This is a genomic window from Corynebacterium sp. HMSC071B10, assembly GCF_001814825.1.
Classification (GTDB): Bacteria; Actinomycetota; Actinomycetes; order Mycobacteriales; family Mycobacteriaceae; genus Corynebacterium.
The window spans coordinates 87,653-102,867 of the sequence record NZ_KV818016.1 but is presented as its reverse complement, the minus strand read 5'-3'; the positions used below and the strand labels follow the sequence as shown (position 1 = coordinate 102,867).

Sequence of the window (15,215 nt, the reverse complement as noted above, 5' to 3'; positions counted from 1 at the left end):
GTCGATAGCCGAGCCGAACTCCTGCTTATCCACCTCGCCGATAGGAACCAGGCGCTGAATATCCCTGCATCCCTTTTCTCTATTGTCCGGCGCGTTGGACTCCTGCGCACCATAGGCAAACAGGACCATCTGCGCCGTGTCCGGCAGGGAATCGATCAGCTCGTGCGTCGCCTTCTTCGCCGCGTCGATCCGCGGGCCATCGGCGTCCTCCTCAAGCATCGAAAACGAGGCATCCAGGATCAGCGCCGCTTTCGCGTCCGCGGAGCCTTCGCTTGCCGACGCCCGCGCAGTCGAACTCGACAGCGTCGTCGTCTCCGTGCTCACCGCGGTGCTCGATTCCACGGGCCGGTTCGTCGTCGTTGCCGTCTCCGTCGCGAATGCCGGTGCGACCCACATCAGCATGCACGCGGCCGCGAGCATAAACGCAGCGACGGCACGACTTCTTTCCCTTACATGCGACATTGCTCAAGCCCTTTCCTGAATATGCCCAACAGGTACCTGGTTCTGCCCGCAGGCAACCTACTGCCAGTTCCCGCGCTGCTTGCGCACGATGAAGAAGACCACGGCCGCAGCGATCAGCAACAGCACCAGCAGGCCACCGAGCAATGTCGGGACGAGCCCGAAGCCGCCGTCCTGCTCGTCGCTCGAAGCGTTGACCTCCTGGTCATCGTCGCTCTCCTCCTGCGAGGCTGACGTCGTTGCAGCGCTGTCCGCCGCGTCGAATTTGATCGGCTCGTCCGAAGGCTCGGGGCCATTCTCATGCGTCGGCGTCCAGTCCGGGCCGCCGTTGGCAGGCTCGCCATCCAAGAGCACCTCGAACTCGAAAGGCTGATCGACGCCGGCGATCCCGTACCCCTCGGACACCCAGCCCATACCGAACCAGACGTAGTAGGCGCCCTGGTAGGGAGTATCGCTGCCGTACCACACGTACTGGTTCGCGGTTTCTGGGTCGGACTCAACCGCGTCATCAAAGAAGATCAGTTTGTTTCCTGCGACCCCATTGCGCAGTGGATCCTTCACGCCGAACGCAATGTCGTCAGCGTTGCGTGCAACCGAAGGCGGCGTCTTTGCCCGAATCACCGGGCGCTGCCCATAGGTCACCGGAATCTTGAAAAACTTGAACTCGCCGGGAACGATGTGGTCGGAATACGTGCCCTCTGAAATCTCTACAGCGTCGTTGAAACCCGTACCGCCGCTGATCGGCTGCGGATTCTCAATCGGCATCTCCTCCTGGTACTCGCCGGCGCTGGAGATACGACGCTCCTCCCACTCATCGGCCTGCTCCTCGCCAGGGATCGGCTCGTAGAAGATGCCGACTTCGATGGGGACATCCTCGGCGACCTCGTCGCGGCTATTGGAGATATGCATCTTGACCAGGATGTCGCTCATATCGCACTCCATGTCCTCATCGTCGGTGCGTTTCATCGAAGCGTATGCCGAGCCAATGCCAAAGCCCGGTCCACCCGATGCGGTCTCTCCCCAGCTGCCAGGGAACTCACCACACGCCGGGTCCCCCTCGTTGGTGACCTCCGCCGGCTCCACCTTGACCTCTGTGTCTTCCCACATGGCGTCGCCCTGCAGGACCGGAGTGAACACCACTCGTCCGTGGTGGCGCGGCGGCACGGAAAAGCGGAAATAGCGGTCTGTTTTGGAGGTTCGATCCGGCGTCACCGTCGTCAAATATTGGCCCTCGCCCAGCCACTTCGCGTCCTCGGGGTTGTCCGCAAACTCGAAAGGCGTGCCCGCTGTCTGGTACTTCACCACCCCGCGCTGGGCCAGAAACTTCAGCGACTCCGCAAGGCTGCTCGCATCAGCAGCCTCGAGGAACTGCCCACCACCGGCCTCGGCGATGCACTCCAGCTCCGCGCGGGCCTCTTCATCAGCCTTGAACCCCACCGTGTGGATAGTCAAATCCACGCCTTCGCCGGCTAGCTCCTTGGCCACGTCGCAGACCTCCGGCGGCGCGCAGGTATCAATGCCGTCAGAGACCAGGATGATCGAGCGCTCGCCCTCGTCCCCCAGCTCATCCGCGGCTTCGCGCAGCGCATTGCCCATTGGCGTGTAGCCCTTCGGCGTGAGCCCGTCGATAGCCGAGCCGAACTCCTGCTTATCAATCTCCCCCACCGGGACCAGCCGCTGGATGTCCCGGCAGCCCGCTTCCCTATTGTCCGGCGCGTTCGACTCCTGCGCACCGTAAGCGAACAGGCCCATCTGCGCCGTGTCCGGCAGGGAATCAATCAGTTCGTGGGTCGCCTTCTTCGCCGCGTCGATACGCGGGCCATCGGCATCTTCCTCGAGCATCGAAAACGACGCGTCGAGAATCAGCGCCGCCTTCGCATCAGCAGAACCCTGGCTCGCGCTTTCCTCGGATGCCCCAGAGGTTTTCGTCGTCGAACTCGACAGCGTCTTTGTCTCAGTACTTGTCGCGGTACTCGAGCTCACAGGCTTACTCGTCTCGGTAGCAAATGCGGGCACCAGCCACATCAGCATGCACGCGGCGGCAAGCACCAGCACAGCCACGGCACGGCTTCTCTCCCTTACATGCGACATTGCTCAAGTCCCTTTCACCATATGGCCAAGATCACAGCCCACAGTAAAGTGCTGAACAAGTGACCGCAACAGATGTCCGGGAAACTTAACCAAAAATTTACGGCACGGCGGGAACGCAAAAAGCCAGCCCCCGGACTACCGGGGACTGGCTTTGACACTGGCGACCCTGACGGGACTTGAACCCGCGACCTCCGCCGTGACAGGGCGGCGCGCTAACCAACTGCGCCACAGGGCCATCGCACTGCAACTCCCACCGAAGGGGGAATCACTGGTACCCCCAACGGGATTCGAACCCGTGTTGCCGCCGTGAAAGGGCGGAGTCCTAGGCCTCTAGACGATGGGGGCTAGCGACTTGACCTAATCTAATGCATTGCCTGTGAGAATAGCAAAACGCCTGTTCATTTCGTCTTTCTTAGCCGTGGAACTGGTCGGTTAAGATGTCTGCATGCACGACGACGACTGCCACCACGGTTACTTTGCGGAGAAGTCCCGCTACCTCGCTCGCCTCAAGCGCATCGAGGGGCAGGTGCGCGGGATTCACCGGATGGTGGACGAGGACAAGTACTGCATCGACATTCTCACGCAGATCGCCGCGATCGATTCCGCGCTGGAAAACCTTGGCTTGGCGCTCCTCGAGGACCACCTCCACCACTGCGTCTCCGGCGCGCTCGCCGCAGGCGATGCGCAGGCAGATGACAAGGTGACAGAAGCAATGCAGGCGATACGGCGGATGGTGAAGTCTTAATCCCCACCCAGCAACGCGAAAACCTCCGGCCCCTTTAAGGAACCGGAGGTTTTCCACGGTGGGCCCTGTGGGGATCGAACCCACGACCTGCGGATTAAAAGTCCGTAGCTCTACCAACTGAGCTAAAGGCCCATGCGCAACATAGTAGCGGGCCGCGTACGTGACGCGGTAATCACCCCGCCTGCGCGTGGCGACGCCCGCGCCACCTGCGCAAATCTTGCGGCAGGCCGCGCGGGCGTGCGGTGCACTTTAAAGGCGATTAGCCTTCTTTCTGCATCGTGCCCGTCTCCTGGATGCGGGTGTGGAAGTCGAAGGCGTGGCGCAGGTCGTGCGGGGTCGCCTGGTACTTGCTCTTCGCAGCCAGCTCGACGTACTCCTCCAGCAGCGGACGGTAGGAGGGGTGCGCGATCGAGATCATCTTCTGAACGCGGTCACGCGGTGCCAGGCCGCGCAGGTCTGCCACACCGTACTCGGTAATGAAGACCATCGCGTCGTGCTCCGTGTGGTCCACGTGCGAGACCATCGGGACAATCGCGGAGATTGCGCCGTCCTTGGCCACCGACGGGGAGATGAAGGAGGAGATGTAGGCGTTGCGGGTGAAGTCGCCGGAGCCGCCCAGCGCGTTCATCAGGCGGGAGCCGTTGATGTGCGTGGAGTTGGCGTTGCCGTAGATGTCCGCCTCGATCATGCCGTTGGAGGCGATCAGGCCGGTGCGGCGAATGACCTCCGGGTGGTTAGAGATGGACTGCGGGCGCAGGATGATGGACTCGCGGTAGCGCGCAGCCTCATCGTTCATCTTCTCCGCGTACTCCGGGGACAGGGAGAAGGAGGTCGCGGAAGCGACGGTCATCTTGCCCGCGTCGATCAGGTCGACCATGCCGTCCTGGATGACCTCGGTGTAGGCCTGGATGTTTTCAAACTTGGAGTCCATCAGACCAGCCATCACGGCGTTCGGCACGTTGCCCACGCCGGACTGCATGACGTAGCCGTCGTAGGTGAGGCGGCCGGCCTTGACCTCGTTCTCCAAGAAGTCGAGGAAGTTGCCAGCGATCTGCTCCGACACCTCGTCCGGTGCCTTGAACGGCGCGTTGCGGTCCGGATCATTAGTCTCGATGACAGCAACGACCTTCTCCGGGTCGATCTCAATGTAGGTGGTACCGATACGGTCACCGCACTTGGTGATCGGGATCGGGATACGGTTCGGCAGCGCCGGCACGGTCCAGATGTCGTGCATGCCCTCCAGGTCCTCGGACTGCCACTCGTTGACCTCAATGATGATCTTCTTGGCGGCGTTGAGGAACTCGACGGAGTTGCCCACGGAGGAGGACGGGACGATGTTGCCCTCTTCAGTAATGCGGACTGCCTCCACGATGGCCAGGTCAACGTCGCCGAAGAAGCCCTGCTCCACCATCATGCCCGAGTGGGACAGGTGGATGTCCTGGAACTTCATCTCGCCAGCGTTGATCTTGTTACGCATCTGCGGGTCGGACTGGTACGGCATGCGGTAGCGCAGCGCGTTGGCCTCCGCGAGCACACCGTCACACTCCGGCGCGGTGGATGCGCCCGTGTAGAGGTCGATGCTGAAGTCCTGACCCTTGGCGTGCGCAGCCTTGGCCTTCTCTGCGATGACGCCCGGCATGGCCTTGGGGTACCCAGCCCCGGTAAAGCCGGACACGCCCACCTTGTCGCCATGGTTGACAAACTGGCCCGCTTCTTCAGCGGACATGACCTTGTCACGCAGTTTTGCATTGGCGATACGGTTACCCATATTCATCCCTCACTTGGATTCGTCGGTAGGTGATAACAACACCACTGTATTGTGACCTACCTTGCATTGCCACGTCTACGAGATCCATCCCCTCACCCCCGCCAGAGCGCGCAAATGATGTGACTATCTGCAGCTTCGCAGGTAGCTGGGGGTACAGTGTCGCATTTCGCGCCCGATTGACGGCAAACACACGTCCGAACCCCCTCAGTTTTCACCCCCACTTGGGTGTACTCGTTCGCTGGCTACCTCGCGGCTACACAAATTGCACTTTCCCGCCACAACCGGGAACAATGGGGCACTATGACAGCCCCAACTACCACTCAGCACAGTACGCCTGGCGCGCCAGACGCGCCCGCGCTGCGCATCGGCGCTATGGAGCTGAACTCGCCTGTCATCCTCGCGCCGATGGCCGGGGTGACCAACATGCCTTTTCGCGTGCTGTGCCGCGAGATTGAGCAGGAACTCACCGGGACGAGCTCCGGGCTCTACGTCTGCGAGATGATCACCGCGCGCGCGATGGTGGCGCGGAACCAGAAGACGCTGCACATGACCAGCTTCGCGCCGCAAGAGACCCCGCGCTCCATGCAGCTCTACACCGTGGACCCGAAGTTCACGTACGAGGCAGTGCGCATGATCGTCGAGGAGGACATCGCCGACCACGTGGACATGAACTTTGGCTGCCCAGTGCCAAAGGTCACGCGCAAGGGTGGTGGCTCCGCTATCCCCTACAAGCGCCGCCTGTTTGGCAACATCGTCGCAGCCGCCGTGCGCGCCGCCGAGGGCTCCGGCATCCCGATTACGGTGAAGTTCCGCATCGGTATCGACGACGAGCACCACACCCACCTCGACGCAGGCCGCATCGCCGCGGAGGAGGGCGCGGCCGCGGTCGCGTTGCATGCGCGCACCGCAGCAGAGCGTTATTCGGGCGCGGCCCACTGGAACGAGATCGCCCGGCTCGTCGAGCACATGGACGGCACGGGCGTGCCGGTGATCGGCAACGGCGACATCTTCGCTGCCGAGGACGCGCAGCGGATGATGGATGAGACCGCCTGCCACGGCGTGGAGGTCGGGCGCGGCTGCCTTGGGCGCCCCTGGCTGTTCGCCCAGCTCGGTGCCCAGCTGCGCGGGGAGCCCATCCCCGCAGAGCCGACGCTGGGGGAAGTCTCGCGCATCATGTACCGCCACGCGGAGCTGCTCGCCGCGCACGATGGCGAGGACCACGCGTGCCGTGACATCCGCAAGCACACAGGCTGGTACCTGCGCGGTTTTCCCGTTGGCGGCGAGTTCCGCAAGGAGCTTGCGCAAGTCACCTCGCTCGCCCAGCTGCGCGAGCGGCTGGCTCCAATCGCAGATTCTCAGCAGCTGGCGGAAGAAGCAGACAGCGCGCGCGGCCGCCAGGGAAGCTCCGCGAAAGTCGCGCTGCCGGAAGGATGGTTAGATGATCCCGAAGATGAATCGGTCCCGCAGGGCGCAGAGATCGAAAACAACGGCGGATAACCCAAGCGACGAAACCGCTGAGGCCACTGAGGCCACTGAGTCTGGGGACGAGGCTAGCGGGGACGACGGGGCGTCGACAAGCAACAAGGCTCCGGGCGTGCGCTTGCGCACCGTCTACCGCGAGCACCTCGAGGCCTTCAATGCCGACTTGCTCGAGCTTTGCGAGCGGGTGCAGGCGGCGATGCGGTTGGCGTCGGAAAGCTTGCTGACTCAGTCCCTGAGCAAGGCCGAGGATGCGCTGACCGAGGTCGACGGCATGCGCGAGATCACCACGCGCTGCGAAGAGCGCAGCGTGAGCCTGCTAGCGCTCGAAAGTCCCGTGGCCTCCGACCTGCGCCAAGTGCTTTCCTCGATTTACATCGTGGAGAATCTCTCGCGCATGGCCGCGCTGTCCATGCACATCGCCACGCTCACCCGCGCCCGCCACCCGCACGCGGTCGTGCCCAAGGAGCTCAGCCGCTACATCGAGGAGATGAGCCGGCTTGCCGACGCCATGGTGGAGCAGACCCGCGAGCTTTTGCTGCACCCCGACGCGGACGAGGCCGTCAAGCTGCACAGTATTGACGACGGCATGGACGACATGAAGGCCTACCTGCTCAACCTGGTTTCCGAGCCGGACTGGCCCTACACCACGCGCGAAGCCGTGGACCTTGCCATGCTCGTGCGCTACTACGAGCGCTTTGCCGACCGCTGCGTGAACGTGGGCAACCGCATCGTCTTTCTTGTGACGGGGCTTCAGCCCGATGAGTACGTGCGCGAGGGCGAGTTTGATATGCAGGCGAAATTCCGCGAGATCGAGGCGCGGTTCAAAAACGTGCGCTAACACAGCCGCGCTAACCCAGCAACATGGAAAACGCCGCTGCCTTACACAAAGGCAGCGGCGTGCACCGAGTGGTAAACGGAGCTAGAGGCTTTAGCCGAAGCGGCCGGCGATGTAGTCCTCGGTCTCCTTCTTCTCCGGGTTCTCGAAGATGGTGGTCGTGTCATTGAACTCGACCAGGTTGCCCGGCTTACCGGTGGCCTCGAGGGAGAAGAACGCCGTCTTGTCGGACACACGGGCAGCCTGCTGCATGTTGTGGGTCACGATCACGATGGTGTAGTCGGTCTTCAGCTCGTGGATGAGATCCTCCACGGCGAGCGTGGAGATCGGGTCGAGCGCGGAGCAGGGCTCGTCCATGAGCAGCACCTCGGGGCGCACGGCGATCGCGCGCGCGATGCAGAGGCGCTGCTGCTGGCCACCGGAGAGGCCGCCGCCCGGCTTGTCCAGGCGGTCCTTGACCTCGTCCCAGAGGTTGGCACCGCGCAGCGACTGCTCAGCAACTTCCTTGAGCTTCTTCTTGTCCTTCTCGCCGGACAGCTTCAGGCCAGCGACTACGTTGTCCTCGATGGACATCGTGGGGAACGGGTTCGCCTTCTGGAACACCATGCCGATGGTGTTGCGCACGGAGACCGGGTCGACGTTCTTGCCGTAGATGTTGTGGCCGTCGAGCAGGATCTCGCCCTTAACCGAGGCGTTCGGGATGACCTCGTGCATGCGGTTGAGCGTGCGCAGCACAGTGGACTTGCCGCAGCCGGAGGGGCCGATGAAGGCGGTCACGGCCTGGGCAGGGATCTTCATGTTGACGTCGCGGACGGCGTGGAAGTCGTCGTAGTAGATATTGACGTCGTTGAGTTCGAGTTTGGACATCGGGGTTTCTCCTCTAGTGGTGGTGTGGGGCGGTTTTACTTCTTCACGGAGTACTTATTGGCAATCAGGCGGGCCAGCAGGTTGAGCACCACCACGATGACGACCAGCGTCAGCGCTGCGCCCCAGAGACGGTCGGCAGCAAAGCCGGTGGCACCGGACTTCCACATTTCAAGCATGAACAGCGGCAGCGAGGACTGCGGTTGGCCGAAGAGCCCGAACACGTTCAGCGCCGGGGTGGATCCGACGAGGATCAGGACCGGGGCAGATTCGCCCATCACGCGGGCGATAGCGAGCATGATGCCTGTCACAATGCCGGACAGGGCGGTCGGCAACACGATGCGCGCAATCGTCTTCCACTTGGGCACACCCAGTGCGTAAGACGCCTCACGCAGGTCCATCGGCACGACGCGCAGCATCTCTTCGGTGTTGCGCACCACGAGCGGGACCATGAGCAGAATGAGCGAGAGCGACACGGCGAAGCCGGAGCGGTCCATGCCCAGGATGGTGATCCAGAGGGCGTAGATGAACAGCGCGGCGACGATCGAAGGCACACCCGACAGGATGTCCACCATGAAGGTGGTGAGGCGGCCCAGCTTGTTGCCGTTGGAGTACTCCACCAGGTAGATGGCGGTAAACACACCGATCGGGATGGAGATAATCGAGGCGATAAACGTCTGCATCAGGGTACCGGCGATCGCGTGAAGCGCACCGCCGCCTTCCTTGGACATGCGCACGCCAACCATGTCGTTGGTCCACCAGCCGGCGTCAAACACCGCCGGGGCACCACGCATGACCACGGTGATGAGCAGCCAAAGAAGCGGAATGAGGGCGAGGATCATGCATAGCCACATCAGCGCGCCCATGAAAGAGTTCAGCGACTTGCGGCCGGGTGCGATGTCGGTGAAGGGCGTCTGCTTTGCGCCCTTGCTTGCCGACGCCTTCCCGGCCCCGCCAGCGCCCGAGGTATTGGAAACTGCAGTAGACATTCGCTTGCCTGCCTTACTTCTTGTTGACGATCGCGCGGGCGATCGAGTTGACAACAAAGGTCAAAATGAACAGGACGAGGCCTGCCGCGATGTAGGCACCAGCGGAGATCGGGTTGTTGAACTCTGCGGATGCGTTCGCGATCGCGGTGGCGAAGGTGGTGCCACCGTCAAACAGCGAACCTCGGAAATCGTTGGCGGGAGCGACCACCATGTACAGCGCCATCGTCTCGCCGAGTGCGCGGCCGAGGCCGAGCATGGAACCGGCGATGAAGCCGGAGAGACCGAACGGGATGACGGTCATGCGGATGACTTCCCAGCGGGTCGCGCCGAGTGCGAGCGCGGACTCGATCTGGCCGGGAGGGGTCTGCACGAAGATCTCGCGGGCGGTTGCGGCAATGATCGGCAGGATCATAATCGCCAGGACGATGCCACCGGTGAGCATGTTGCGGGAGGTCGCGAACGGCGGGGAGTTCTGGTAGGTGGCGAACAGGAAGAAGCCGCCGCCCCAGGAGTTGATCCACTCGTAGAACTTGCCCAGGGCCGGGCCGAGCACCTGCGCGCCCCACAGACCGTAGACGATCGAGGGGACCGCGGCGAGCATGTCCACCAGGGTGCCCAGCGGGCGCACGAGCTTCTTCGGCGCGTAGTTGGACAGGAACAGCGCGATGCCAAGGGCGACCGGCATGGCCATGATCAGCGCGAGCAGCGAGATCATCACCGTGGACAGGAATAGGTTCGGGATACCGAACTGCATCGCGTCCAGGTTCGCGGTCTGCCAATTACCGGTGTAGGTGAAGAAGCCGAGGACCCCACCTTCGTTCCTGCTCAGCGGCGGAATCGCCTGGATGACCAAGAACAGGCCGATCGCGATAATGATGACCGTGATCAGCGCCGCCGAGGCGGTGGAGAGAATCTCAAAGACTCGGTCGCCCGGACGCTTCACGCCGGTGCGGGGATTCGCAGTCCCCGGGTTGTTGTCAGTGTTGTGGGACGGGGTGCCCGTCGAAGACGGGGCGGGCGGCTCCGCAGTCGGTGCCGCTTGACCCGCGCGAAGGCCGTCGGCCGGGGTCATATCGTTGTCAGCCATAGTTACTGATCCTTTAAGCGGTTTGGAAAAAGGTGGTGGGGCAAACTGCCGCTACGTGACTTATCAACCTGTTGGTAACGCGGTGCACACCTGGTGTTCACCATGCCCCAACATGGGCATGCCCCCCGCGACGGCTTTCGCCGTGTTGGGGGGCACCAAAGCGGCCGTGAAGCCTGTTACTGGATGGCGTTGACTGCCTCGCGCAGACGATCTGCGTGTGCGCCGGTGACCGGGATGAAGCCCTCGCCGGCCAGCTCCTCGTCCTGGGAGTCCAGGGCGACGTTGAGGAAGTCCTTGACCATGTTGGAGGTCGCCTCGTCGTAACCTGCGGAGCAGACGATCTCGTAGGTGGTCAGCACGAGCGGGTATGCACCCTCTGCGTCGGAGGCGAAGAGTGCCTCTGCGTCGACGGCCATGTTGTGGCCCTCGGTGGTGAACTCCATGGAGTCCAGTGCAGCAGCGACAGCCTCGTCGGTCAGCTCGACCGGGCCGGAGCCGAAGTCGATGTTGGCCTTCTTGTCAGCGAAGCCGGCCTCGACGTAGGTGATAGCGCCCTCGGTCGCAGCGACCTCGGAAGCCACGCCGGAGGAGCCGTTCGCGCCGGTGCCCACCTCGGACGGGAAGGCCTTGCCCTCGCCGGTCCACTTGCCGTCGGACGCAGCAGCGAGGAACTTCTGGAAGTTGTCGGAGGTGCCGGACTCATCCGAGCGGAAGAACGGCTTGATCTCCTGATCCGGCAGCTCAGCGTCCGGGTTGGATTCGGCCAGAGCCGGGTCGTTCCAGTTAGTGATCTTGCCCTGGAAGATGTCAACGATGTTGTCAACGGTGAGGTTCAGCTCGTCGACGCCCTCGAGGTTGTAGGCGATAGCAACCGGGCCGATCACGAACGGCAGGTGCCATGCCTCGTTGCCGCCGCAACGCTCTGCCGCCTTCTCCACCTCGTCGTCCTTCAGCGGGGAGTCAGAGCCAGCGAAAGCGACGGTGTTGCCCAGGAACTGCTTGATGCCGGAGCCGGAACCGGTGGCGTTGTATGCCAGGGTTGCGCCCGGAACTTCCTCAGCGTAGCGGGACGCGAAGTAGTCCATTGCGTTCTGCTGAGAGGTTGCACCCTCGGCGACCAGCTGGCCGGTCTCACCGGTCAGCTCGGAGCCAGTGCCCTCGGCACCGTCGGTGGACTCTGCGGTTGCCTCAGCGGAGGTATCTGCGGAGTCGGTGGACTCAGAGTCGCCGCAAGCAACGAGGGCTGCGGAGGAAACTGCTACGACGCCGAAGACTGCGGCGGTGCGCTTAAAGTTACGGATCACGGGGAATACCTTTCCGGTGCTTAGGTCGTTTACCACTCGAGCATCGGTGCCTTTCATCACGGCCGGCTCACCTGCGCTGAACGCAGGCGCAATCCTTTTCCGATTACTCACGGTTCAACAACCTAAGGCGCGCCGGTTAATAGTCAATGGACCGGGAGGTGAACAATCAGTGAACTTCCCAAACACGCCGCATATTGCCTGTTAGTTTCCGCATAATGCGATGAAGATCACATTACTGCCTCTTGACTCGCGCCGCATAGACCACATGCCGCTCGGCCACCTCAAACCCAAGCTGCTCGTAGCGGCGCACCGCAGGCGCGTTGTCCGCCTCCACGTACAGGATCACCTTCGGCACCCCTACCCGGCGCAGGTGGACCAGCCCCATCTGCACCAGCGCACCGCCCAGGCCCTTGCCGCGGAACGCGGAGGCCAGCCCGACGACGTAAATCTCGCCCTCCCCGCTCGGGTGTACCTTCGTCCACATGAATCCGGCCAGCTCTTCCGCCTTCTCGCCGCCGTAGAGGAAGAGCACGCCCGCCGGGTCGAACCACTCTGTATCCATCGCGCGGTGCAGGCGCGCCGTATCCCAGCCGCCCTGCTCCGGGTGCCAGGAGAAGGCCTCGTTGTTCACGCGCAGCCAATCGCGCTCGACCGCCTCGCGCCCGAACTCATCGCTCGCCTGCTCGAGCGTGAGTTCGCGCATCCCTTCCGGCAGCTCCAGCTCGGTGCCGCTCAGCAACTCGCCGGACAGGGACATCACTAACAGCTCGCGGGTGGATTCCAGGCCAAGCGATGCAGCGAGCGCCTGCGCGGCGGGCAGGTTGCCGTGGGCCCACAGTCCGGCATCGGGACGCTCGTCAAGTACCCGGCGCGCCAGCTCAGTGCCAAGGCCGCGGCGGCGGAAGTCCGGGTGGATGACAAGCTCCGCAGAACCGTCGGGGGCGATGCCGGCCAGCCCCACTATCTCACCCGGGGCGTCGGGGTTTTCGGTGGTGAGGTGGGTGTGGTGCAACGTGGCGTCGACAAGCGCTTGCTCGAAGGCCTCCGAGAAGGGGGCGACGCCGTCGGCTGCGGTGGCTTGAGAAATCAGTGCGCTGTGATCTGTCATGCCCTAAGGCTACGGTAAAAGTATGCATGTGAAGCGAAGCGTGGCCGCGGCCCTCATCGGCGCGGGCCTGGTGGCCTACCTGGCTGATACCGCCCTCGCCATGCGCGCGGAGCACGAGCTGTCGGTGCACGCCGCGCAGCTCGGCGACCTGTCCACCGCGCCCGCCGCCTATGTGGGCGGACTACCGTTTCGCAACACGATTCCCCGCATCAGCCTCGACGCACTCGATGTGCCCGTCGCGAGTGTGGGCGTGGGCAATGCGGGCATCGAGCTTGTCGACGTCACGCTCAAACACCCCCGCTCCAGCTCCATCACCGAAGACCTCCCCGGCTCAAAAGCGAGTCTCGTGCGCCGCAGCGTACGCCTCGACGGCGTGGCCTTTGGCCAGCTTCTCGGCATGACGGATTTGGACATCGCCAGCCCCTACGACATCTCGCCCTCCGGCGGCGGCGCGAGCGAGGCGCGGCTGACCGGCACACTGCCCGACGCGGAGCAGCCTGTCACCGTGATCGTCACGCTGCGGCTGGAGGGCTCGGAGTTTGCGATGCGGCCCAGCGAACTTCTCGACGTGCCACCAGCGCTCACCGACCAGGCTGTAGCTGCGTTTAGCCTGCGCCGCGACACCGCGGATCTCCCGCTCGGCGGGCCCGCGGACAAGGTGCAGCTGACCGGCGGGTCAATCGAGTTTTCCCGCGACCGCATCAACACCACCATCGAAGAATCTGACCTCACTCCCCTTGCGCACGACGCTGCCGACGATACGGCACACCAGGAGGCGAAGGATTCGCCGCTGGCCTCGGACGCGGACGAGGCGGCCGACAACTAGCCGGGGCGCGTGCCGCGTATTGCGACGAACGACTACCCTTGGGTGGCATGGCTGAGAATGAACAGACCCCCGACAACCAGCAGGCTTCACTCAGCGGCAACGAGGCCGTGAACCTCGCCGCGGAACAGTCGAAGAACACCGCGCACCGCAACATCCCGGAGCTGGGCTTTCCGGACTTCCCGCTCCACGAGGACACCGCGAACCTGCGCCAGGGCCCGAATCTGCACGACGGGCTGCTCGCCCTGCTCCCGCTCGTGGGCGTGTGGACTGGCACCGGCCAGGCCAACGACAACGGCGACGAGTACGCCTTCGGCCAGCGCTTGGTCGTCTCTCACGACGGCGAGAACTACCTGCGTTTTGAGTCCCGCATCTGGCGTCTCGACGAGAATGGGGAGGCCACCGGCGCAGACCAGCGCGAGGTCGGCTTCTGGCGCATCTCGCTCAAAGACGAGATCGAAGTCACGCTGACCAACTCCCGCGGCCTGGTCGAGGTGATGTACGGCGAGCCCGTCAACGAGCGCGGCTGGCAGCTGCAGAGCGCCTCCACCCTGGCCACGGAGTCCGGGCCGGAAAAGCACGGGCCGGGCAAGCGCCTCTACGGGCTCATGCCGAACAACAACTTGGGCTGGGTTGACGAGCGCCTCGTCGACGGCGAGATGGTGCCCTACATGTCCGGCGAGCTCAAGCGCATCGCCGGCTAGTCCTTAAGCAGGGAGGCATCCAGCGCGTCCACGATCAGCTGCTGGATCTCGTCGGCGTTGTCAGGGCGGGAAAGTTTCTTCCCGTCCAGCTTGCGCACGCGCGCGTACATGCGCGTGGAGCTAACCAGCCACACCGATTCGGCCTTGTGCAGCTCGCTGAGGTAGACGTCTTTCTGCTTGCACTTCCAGCCCTGCTTCTCCGCGTGCGCAAACAGCGCGGCCTGGGTGGTGCCGGGCAGGATGCCGGGCCCCGGCTTCGGGGTGCGCAGCCGCCCGCCCTTCTTCACAATCACCACGGTCGAAGTCGCGCCCTCGAGCACGCGCTCCGTCTCCGGGTCGATGTAGATCACATCGTCGTAGCCCTCGGCGCGCGCCCAGCGCAGCGCCGCCATAGAGGCCGCGTAGTTCAGCGTCTTCGCGCCGACCCGCATCCAGGGCACCTCCGCCTCGCCGTCCTTGCCGCGGTTGATGCTGTAGCCGCGCGAGGTGGTCACCGCGCTCACGCCATTCTTGCGCTGGGACAGCACCTCTTCCGACAGCGGCCGGATAGTCAGCCAAGCGGTGGGTACACCGGTGGTTTCCCGACCGCGGGACATGGTCCAGCTGCACTTCGCGTCCACCTCTTCGGGGGCCACGCCGCGCTCGCGCACAAAATCGGCGATGGCCTCGCGGGTGGCGTTACTCCAGTGCTCCGCGCAGGGTTCCGGCAGGTCGAGAGTGGCGGCGGAGCGCCGGAAGCGCTCGATGTGTTTGTCAAGGTTCGCGGGCTCGCCCTTGCGGATGAGGATCGTTTCAAAGATCCCGTCGCCGCGGGTCACCGCCGCGTCGTCCCAGAAGATGTGGGGCGTGTTGGCGTTCTGCCTGCGGATGGAGCCACCGAAGGGCTCGATGAGGTAAATGACGGGGGCGGGAGGAAGCAAGGAGACCATACTGTCCCATTATGCCCGTATGATCGG

At 63.7% G+C, this 15,215-nt stretch carries 13 protein-coding genes, 3 tRNA genes and 1 pseudogene; 5 read left to right on the top strand and 12 right to left on the bottom strand.

Annotation, left to right across the window (positions count from 1 at the left end; all coding sequences use genetic code 11):
* From HMPREF2990_RS13005 to HMPREF2990_RS09350, 4 genes and pseudogenes are all read right to left on the bottom strand, one after another.
* A pseudogene (locus HMPREF2990_RS13005) lies at positions 1 to 342 on the bottom strand (VWA domain-containing protein); the annotation flags it as partial.
* 177 nt (positions 343 to 519) lie between these two features.
* Complete coding sequence (locus HMPREF2990_RS09360) at positions 520 to 2,520, bottom strand: vWA domain-containing protein (protein WP_070764332.1); 2,001 nt, start codon at positions 2,518 to 2,520, stop codon at positions 520 to 522.
* A gap of 188 nt (positions 2,521 to 2,708) precedes the next feature.
* Positions 2,709 to 2,785 (bottom strand) — tRNA-Asp (locus tag HMPREF2990_RS09355).
* Positions 2,786 to 2,819: 34 nt separating this feature from the next.
* Positions 2,820 to 2,895 (bottom strand) — tRNA-Glu (locus HMPREF2990_RS09350).
* Between the two features lie 100 nt (positions 2,896 to 2,995).
* Here HMPREF2990_RS09350 and HMPREF2990_RS09345 point away from each other — a divergent pair.
* Complete coding sequence (locus tag HMPREF2990_RS09345; protein WP_038592276.1) at positions 2,996 to 3,295, top strand: metal-sensitive transcriptional regulator; 300 nt, start codon at positions 2,996 to 2,998, stop codon at positions 3,293 to 3,295.
* Between the two features lie 59 nt (positions 3,296 to 3,354).
* Here HMPREF2990_RS09345 and HMPREF2990_RS09340 read toward each other — a convergent pair.
* Both HMPREF2990_RS09340 and HMPREF2990_RS09335 read right to left on the bottom strand, forming a co-directional pair.
* Positions 3,355 to 3,427: transfer RNA gene (locus HMPREF2990_RS09340), tRNA-Lys, on the bottom strand.
* A gap of 127 nt (positions 3,428 to 3,554) precedes the next feature.
* Positions 3,555 to 5,063, bottom strand: coding sequence for an acetyl-CoA hydrolase/transferase family protein (locus HMPREF2990_RS09335; protein ID WP_070764330.1), 1,509 nt, complete (start codon positions 5,061 to 5,063; stop codon positions 3,555 to 3,557).
* Positions 5,064 to 5,363: 300 nt separating this feature from the next.
* On the opposite strand from HMPREF2990_RS09335, the gene dusB reads away from it, so the two are divergent.
* Entirely contained in the window at positions 5,364 to 6,560 is a 1,197-nt protein-coding gene (dusB, locus tag HMPREF2990_RS09330; protein WP_070764328.1) for a tRNA dihydrouridine synthase DusB, read from the top strand.
* Entirely contained in the window at positions 6,502 to 7,383 is an 882-nt protein-coding gene (locus HMPREF2990_RS09325; RefSeq protein ID WP_246817511.1) for a phosphate signaling complex PhoU family protein, read from the top strand. The genes dusB and HMPREF2990_RS09325 overlap by 59 nt, the downstream gene beginning before the upstream one ends.
* A gap of 90 nt (positions 7,384 to 7,473) precedes the next feature.
* On the opposite strand, the gene pstB is transcribed toward HMPREF2990_RS09325, so the two are convergent.
* The 5 genes from pstB to mshD all read right to left on the bottom strand — a co-directional run bounded on the left by pstB (position 7,474) and on the right by mshD (position 12,732).
* Positions 7,474 to 8,247: a phosphate ABC transporter ATP-binding protein PstB gene (pstB, locus tag HMPREF2990_RS09320; RefSeq protein WP_070764326.1), complete on the bottom strand. Its 774-nt coding sequence runs from the start codon at positions 8,245 to 8,247 to the stop codon at positions 7,474 to 7,476.
* A gap of 35 nt (positions 8,248 to 8,282) precedes the next feature.
* Positions 8,283 to 9,233 carry a phosphate ABC transporter permease PstA gene (pstA, locus tag HMPREF2990_RS09315; protein ID WP_083317114.1) on the bottom strand — a complete coding sequence of 317 codons (951 nt, stop codon included), beginning with the start codon at positions 9,231 to 9,233 and terminating at the stop codon, positions 8,283 to 8,285.
* 13 nt (positions 9,234 to 9,246) lie between these two features.
* Positions 9,247 to 10,320: a phosphate ABC transporter permease subunit PstC gene (gene pstC / locus HMPREF2990_RS09310; RefSeq protein ID WP_070764325.1), complete on the bottom strand. Its 1,074-nt coding sequence runs from the start codon at positions 10,318 to 10,320 to the stop codon at positions 9,247 to 9,249.
* Positions 10,321 to 10,496: 176 nt separating this feature from the next.
* Positions 10,497 to 11,624, bottom strand: coding sequence for a phosphate ABC transporter substrate-binding protein PstS (pstS, locus tag HMPREF2990_RS09305; protein ID WP_070764323.1), 1,128 nt, complete (start codon positions 11,622 to 11,624; stop codon positions 10,497 to 10,499).
* A 232-nt stretch (positions 11,625 to 11,856) separates the two neighbouring features.
* The gene (gene mshD / locus HMPREF2990_RS09300) at positions 11,857 to 12,732 is read right to left on the bottom strand and encodes a mycothiol synthase (RefSeq protein WP_070764321.1); all 876 of its coding nucleotides are present in this window, start codon (positions 12,730 to 12,732) and stop codon (positions 11,857 to 11,859) included.
* A 22-nt stretch (positions 12,733 to 12,754) separates the two neighbouring features.
* On the opposite strand from mshD, the gene HMPREF2990_RS09295 reads away from it, so the two are divergent.
* On the top strand, positions 12,755 to 13,558 hold the full coding sequence (locus tag HMPREF2990_RS09295; protein ID WP_070764320.1) for an LmeA family phospholipid-binding protein: 804 nt from the start codon (positions 12,755 to 12,757) through the stop codon (positions 13,556 to 13,558).
* A gap of 47 nt (positions 13,559 to 13,605) precedes the next feature.
* Positions 13,606 to 14,259, top strand: coding sequence for a heme-binding beta-barrel domain-containing protein (locus tag HMPREF2990_RS09290; RefSeq protein WP_070764318.1), 654 nt, complete (start codon positions 13,606 to 13,608; stop codon positions 14,257 to 14,259).
* On the opposite strand, the gene HMPREF2990_RS09285 is transcribed toward HMPREF2990_RS09290, so the two are convergent.
* Positions 14,256 to 15,188 carry an aminodeoxychorismate lyase gene (locus HMPREF2990_RS09285; RefSeq protein ID WP_070764316.1) on the bottom strand — a complete coding sequence of 311 codons (933 nt, stop codon included), beginning with the start codon at positions 15,186 to 15,188 and terminating at the stop codon, positions 14,256 to 14,258. The genes HMPREF2990_RS09290 and HMPREF2990_RS09285 overlap by 4 nt on opposite strands.
* Positions 15,189 to 15,215: the final 27 nt, after the last annotated feature.

Coding starts and splice junctions, on each gene's coding strand:
- HMPREF2990_RS09345 (WP_038592276.1), top strand. CDS start 2,996: ATGCACGACGACGACTGCCACCACGGTTACTTTGCGGAGAAGTCCCGC.
- HMPREF2990_RS09335 (WP_070764330.1), bottom strand. CDS start 5,063: ATGGGTAACCGTATCGCCAATGCAAAACTGCGTGACAAGGTCATGTCC.
- dusB (WP_070764328.1), top strand. CDS start 5,364: ATGACAGCCCCAACTACCACTCAGCACAGTACGCCTGGCGCGCCAGAC.
- HMPREF2990_RS09325 (WP_246817511.1), top strand. CDS start 6,502: ATGATCCCGAAGATGAATCGGTCCCGCAGGGCGCAGAGATCGAAAACA.
- pstB (WP_070764326.1), bottom strand. CDS start 8,247: ATGTCCAAACTCGAACTCAACGACGTCAATATCTACTACGACGACTTC.
- pstA (WP_083317114.1), bottom strand. CDS start 9,233: ATGTCTACTGCAGTTTCCAATACCTCGGGCGCTGGCGGGGCCGGGAAG.
- pstC (WP_070764325.1), bottom strand. CDS start 10,320: ATGGCTGACAACGATATGACCCCGGCCGACGGCCTTCGCGCGGGTCAA.
- mshD (WP_070764321.1), bottom strand. CDS start 12,732: ATGACAGATCACAGCGCACTGATTTCTCAAGCCACCGCAGCCGACGGC.
- HMPREF2990_RS09295 (WP_070764320.1), top strand. CDS start 12,755: ATGCATGTGAAGCGAAGCGTGGCCGCGGCCCTCATCGGCGCGGGCCTG.
- HMPREF2990_RS09290 (WP_070764318.1), top strand. CDS start 13,606: ATGGCTGAGAATGAACAGACCCCCGACAACCAGCAGGCTTCACTCAGC.
- HMPREF2990_RS09285 (WP_070764316.1), bottom strand. CDS start 15,188: ATGGTCTCCTTGCTTCCTCCCGCCCCCGTCATTTACCTCATCGAGCCC.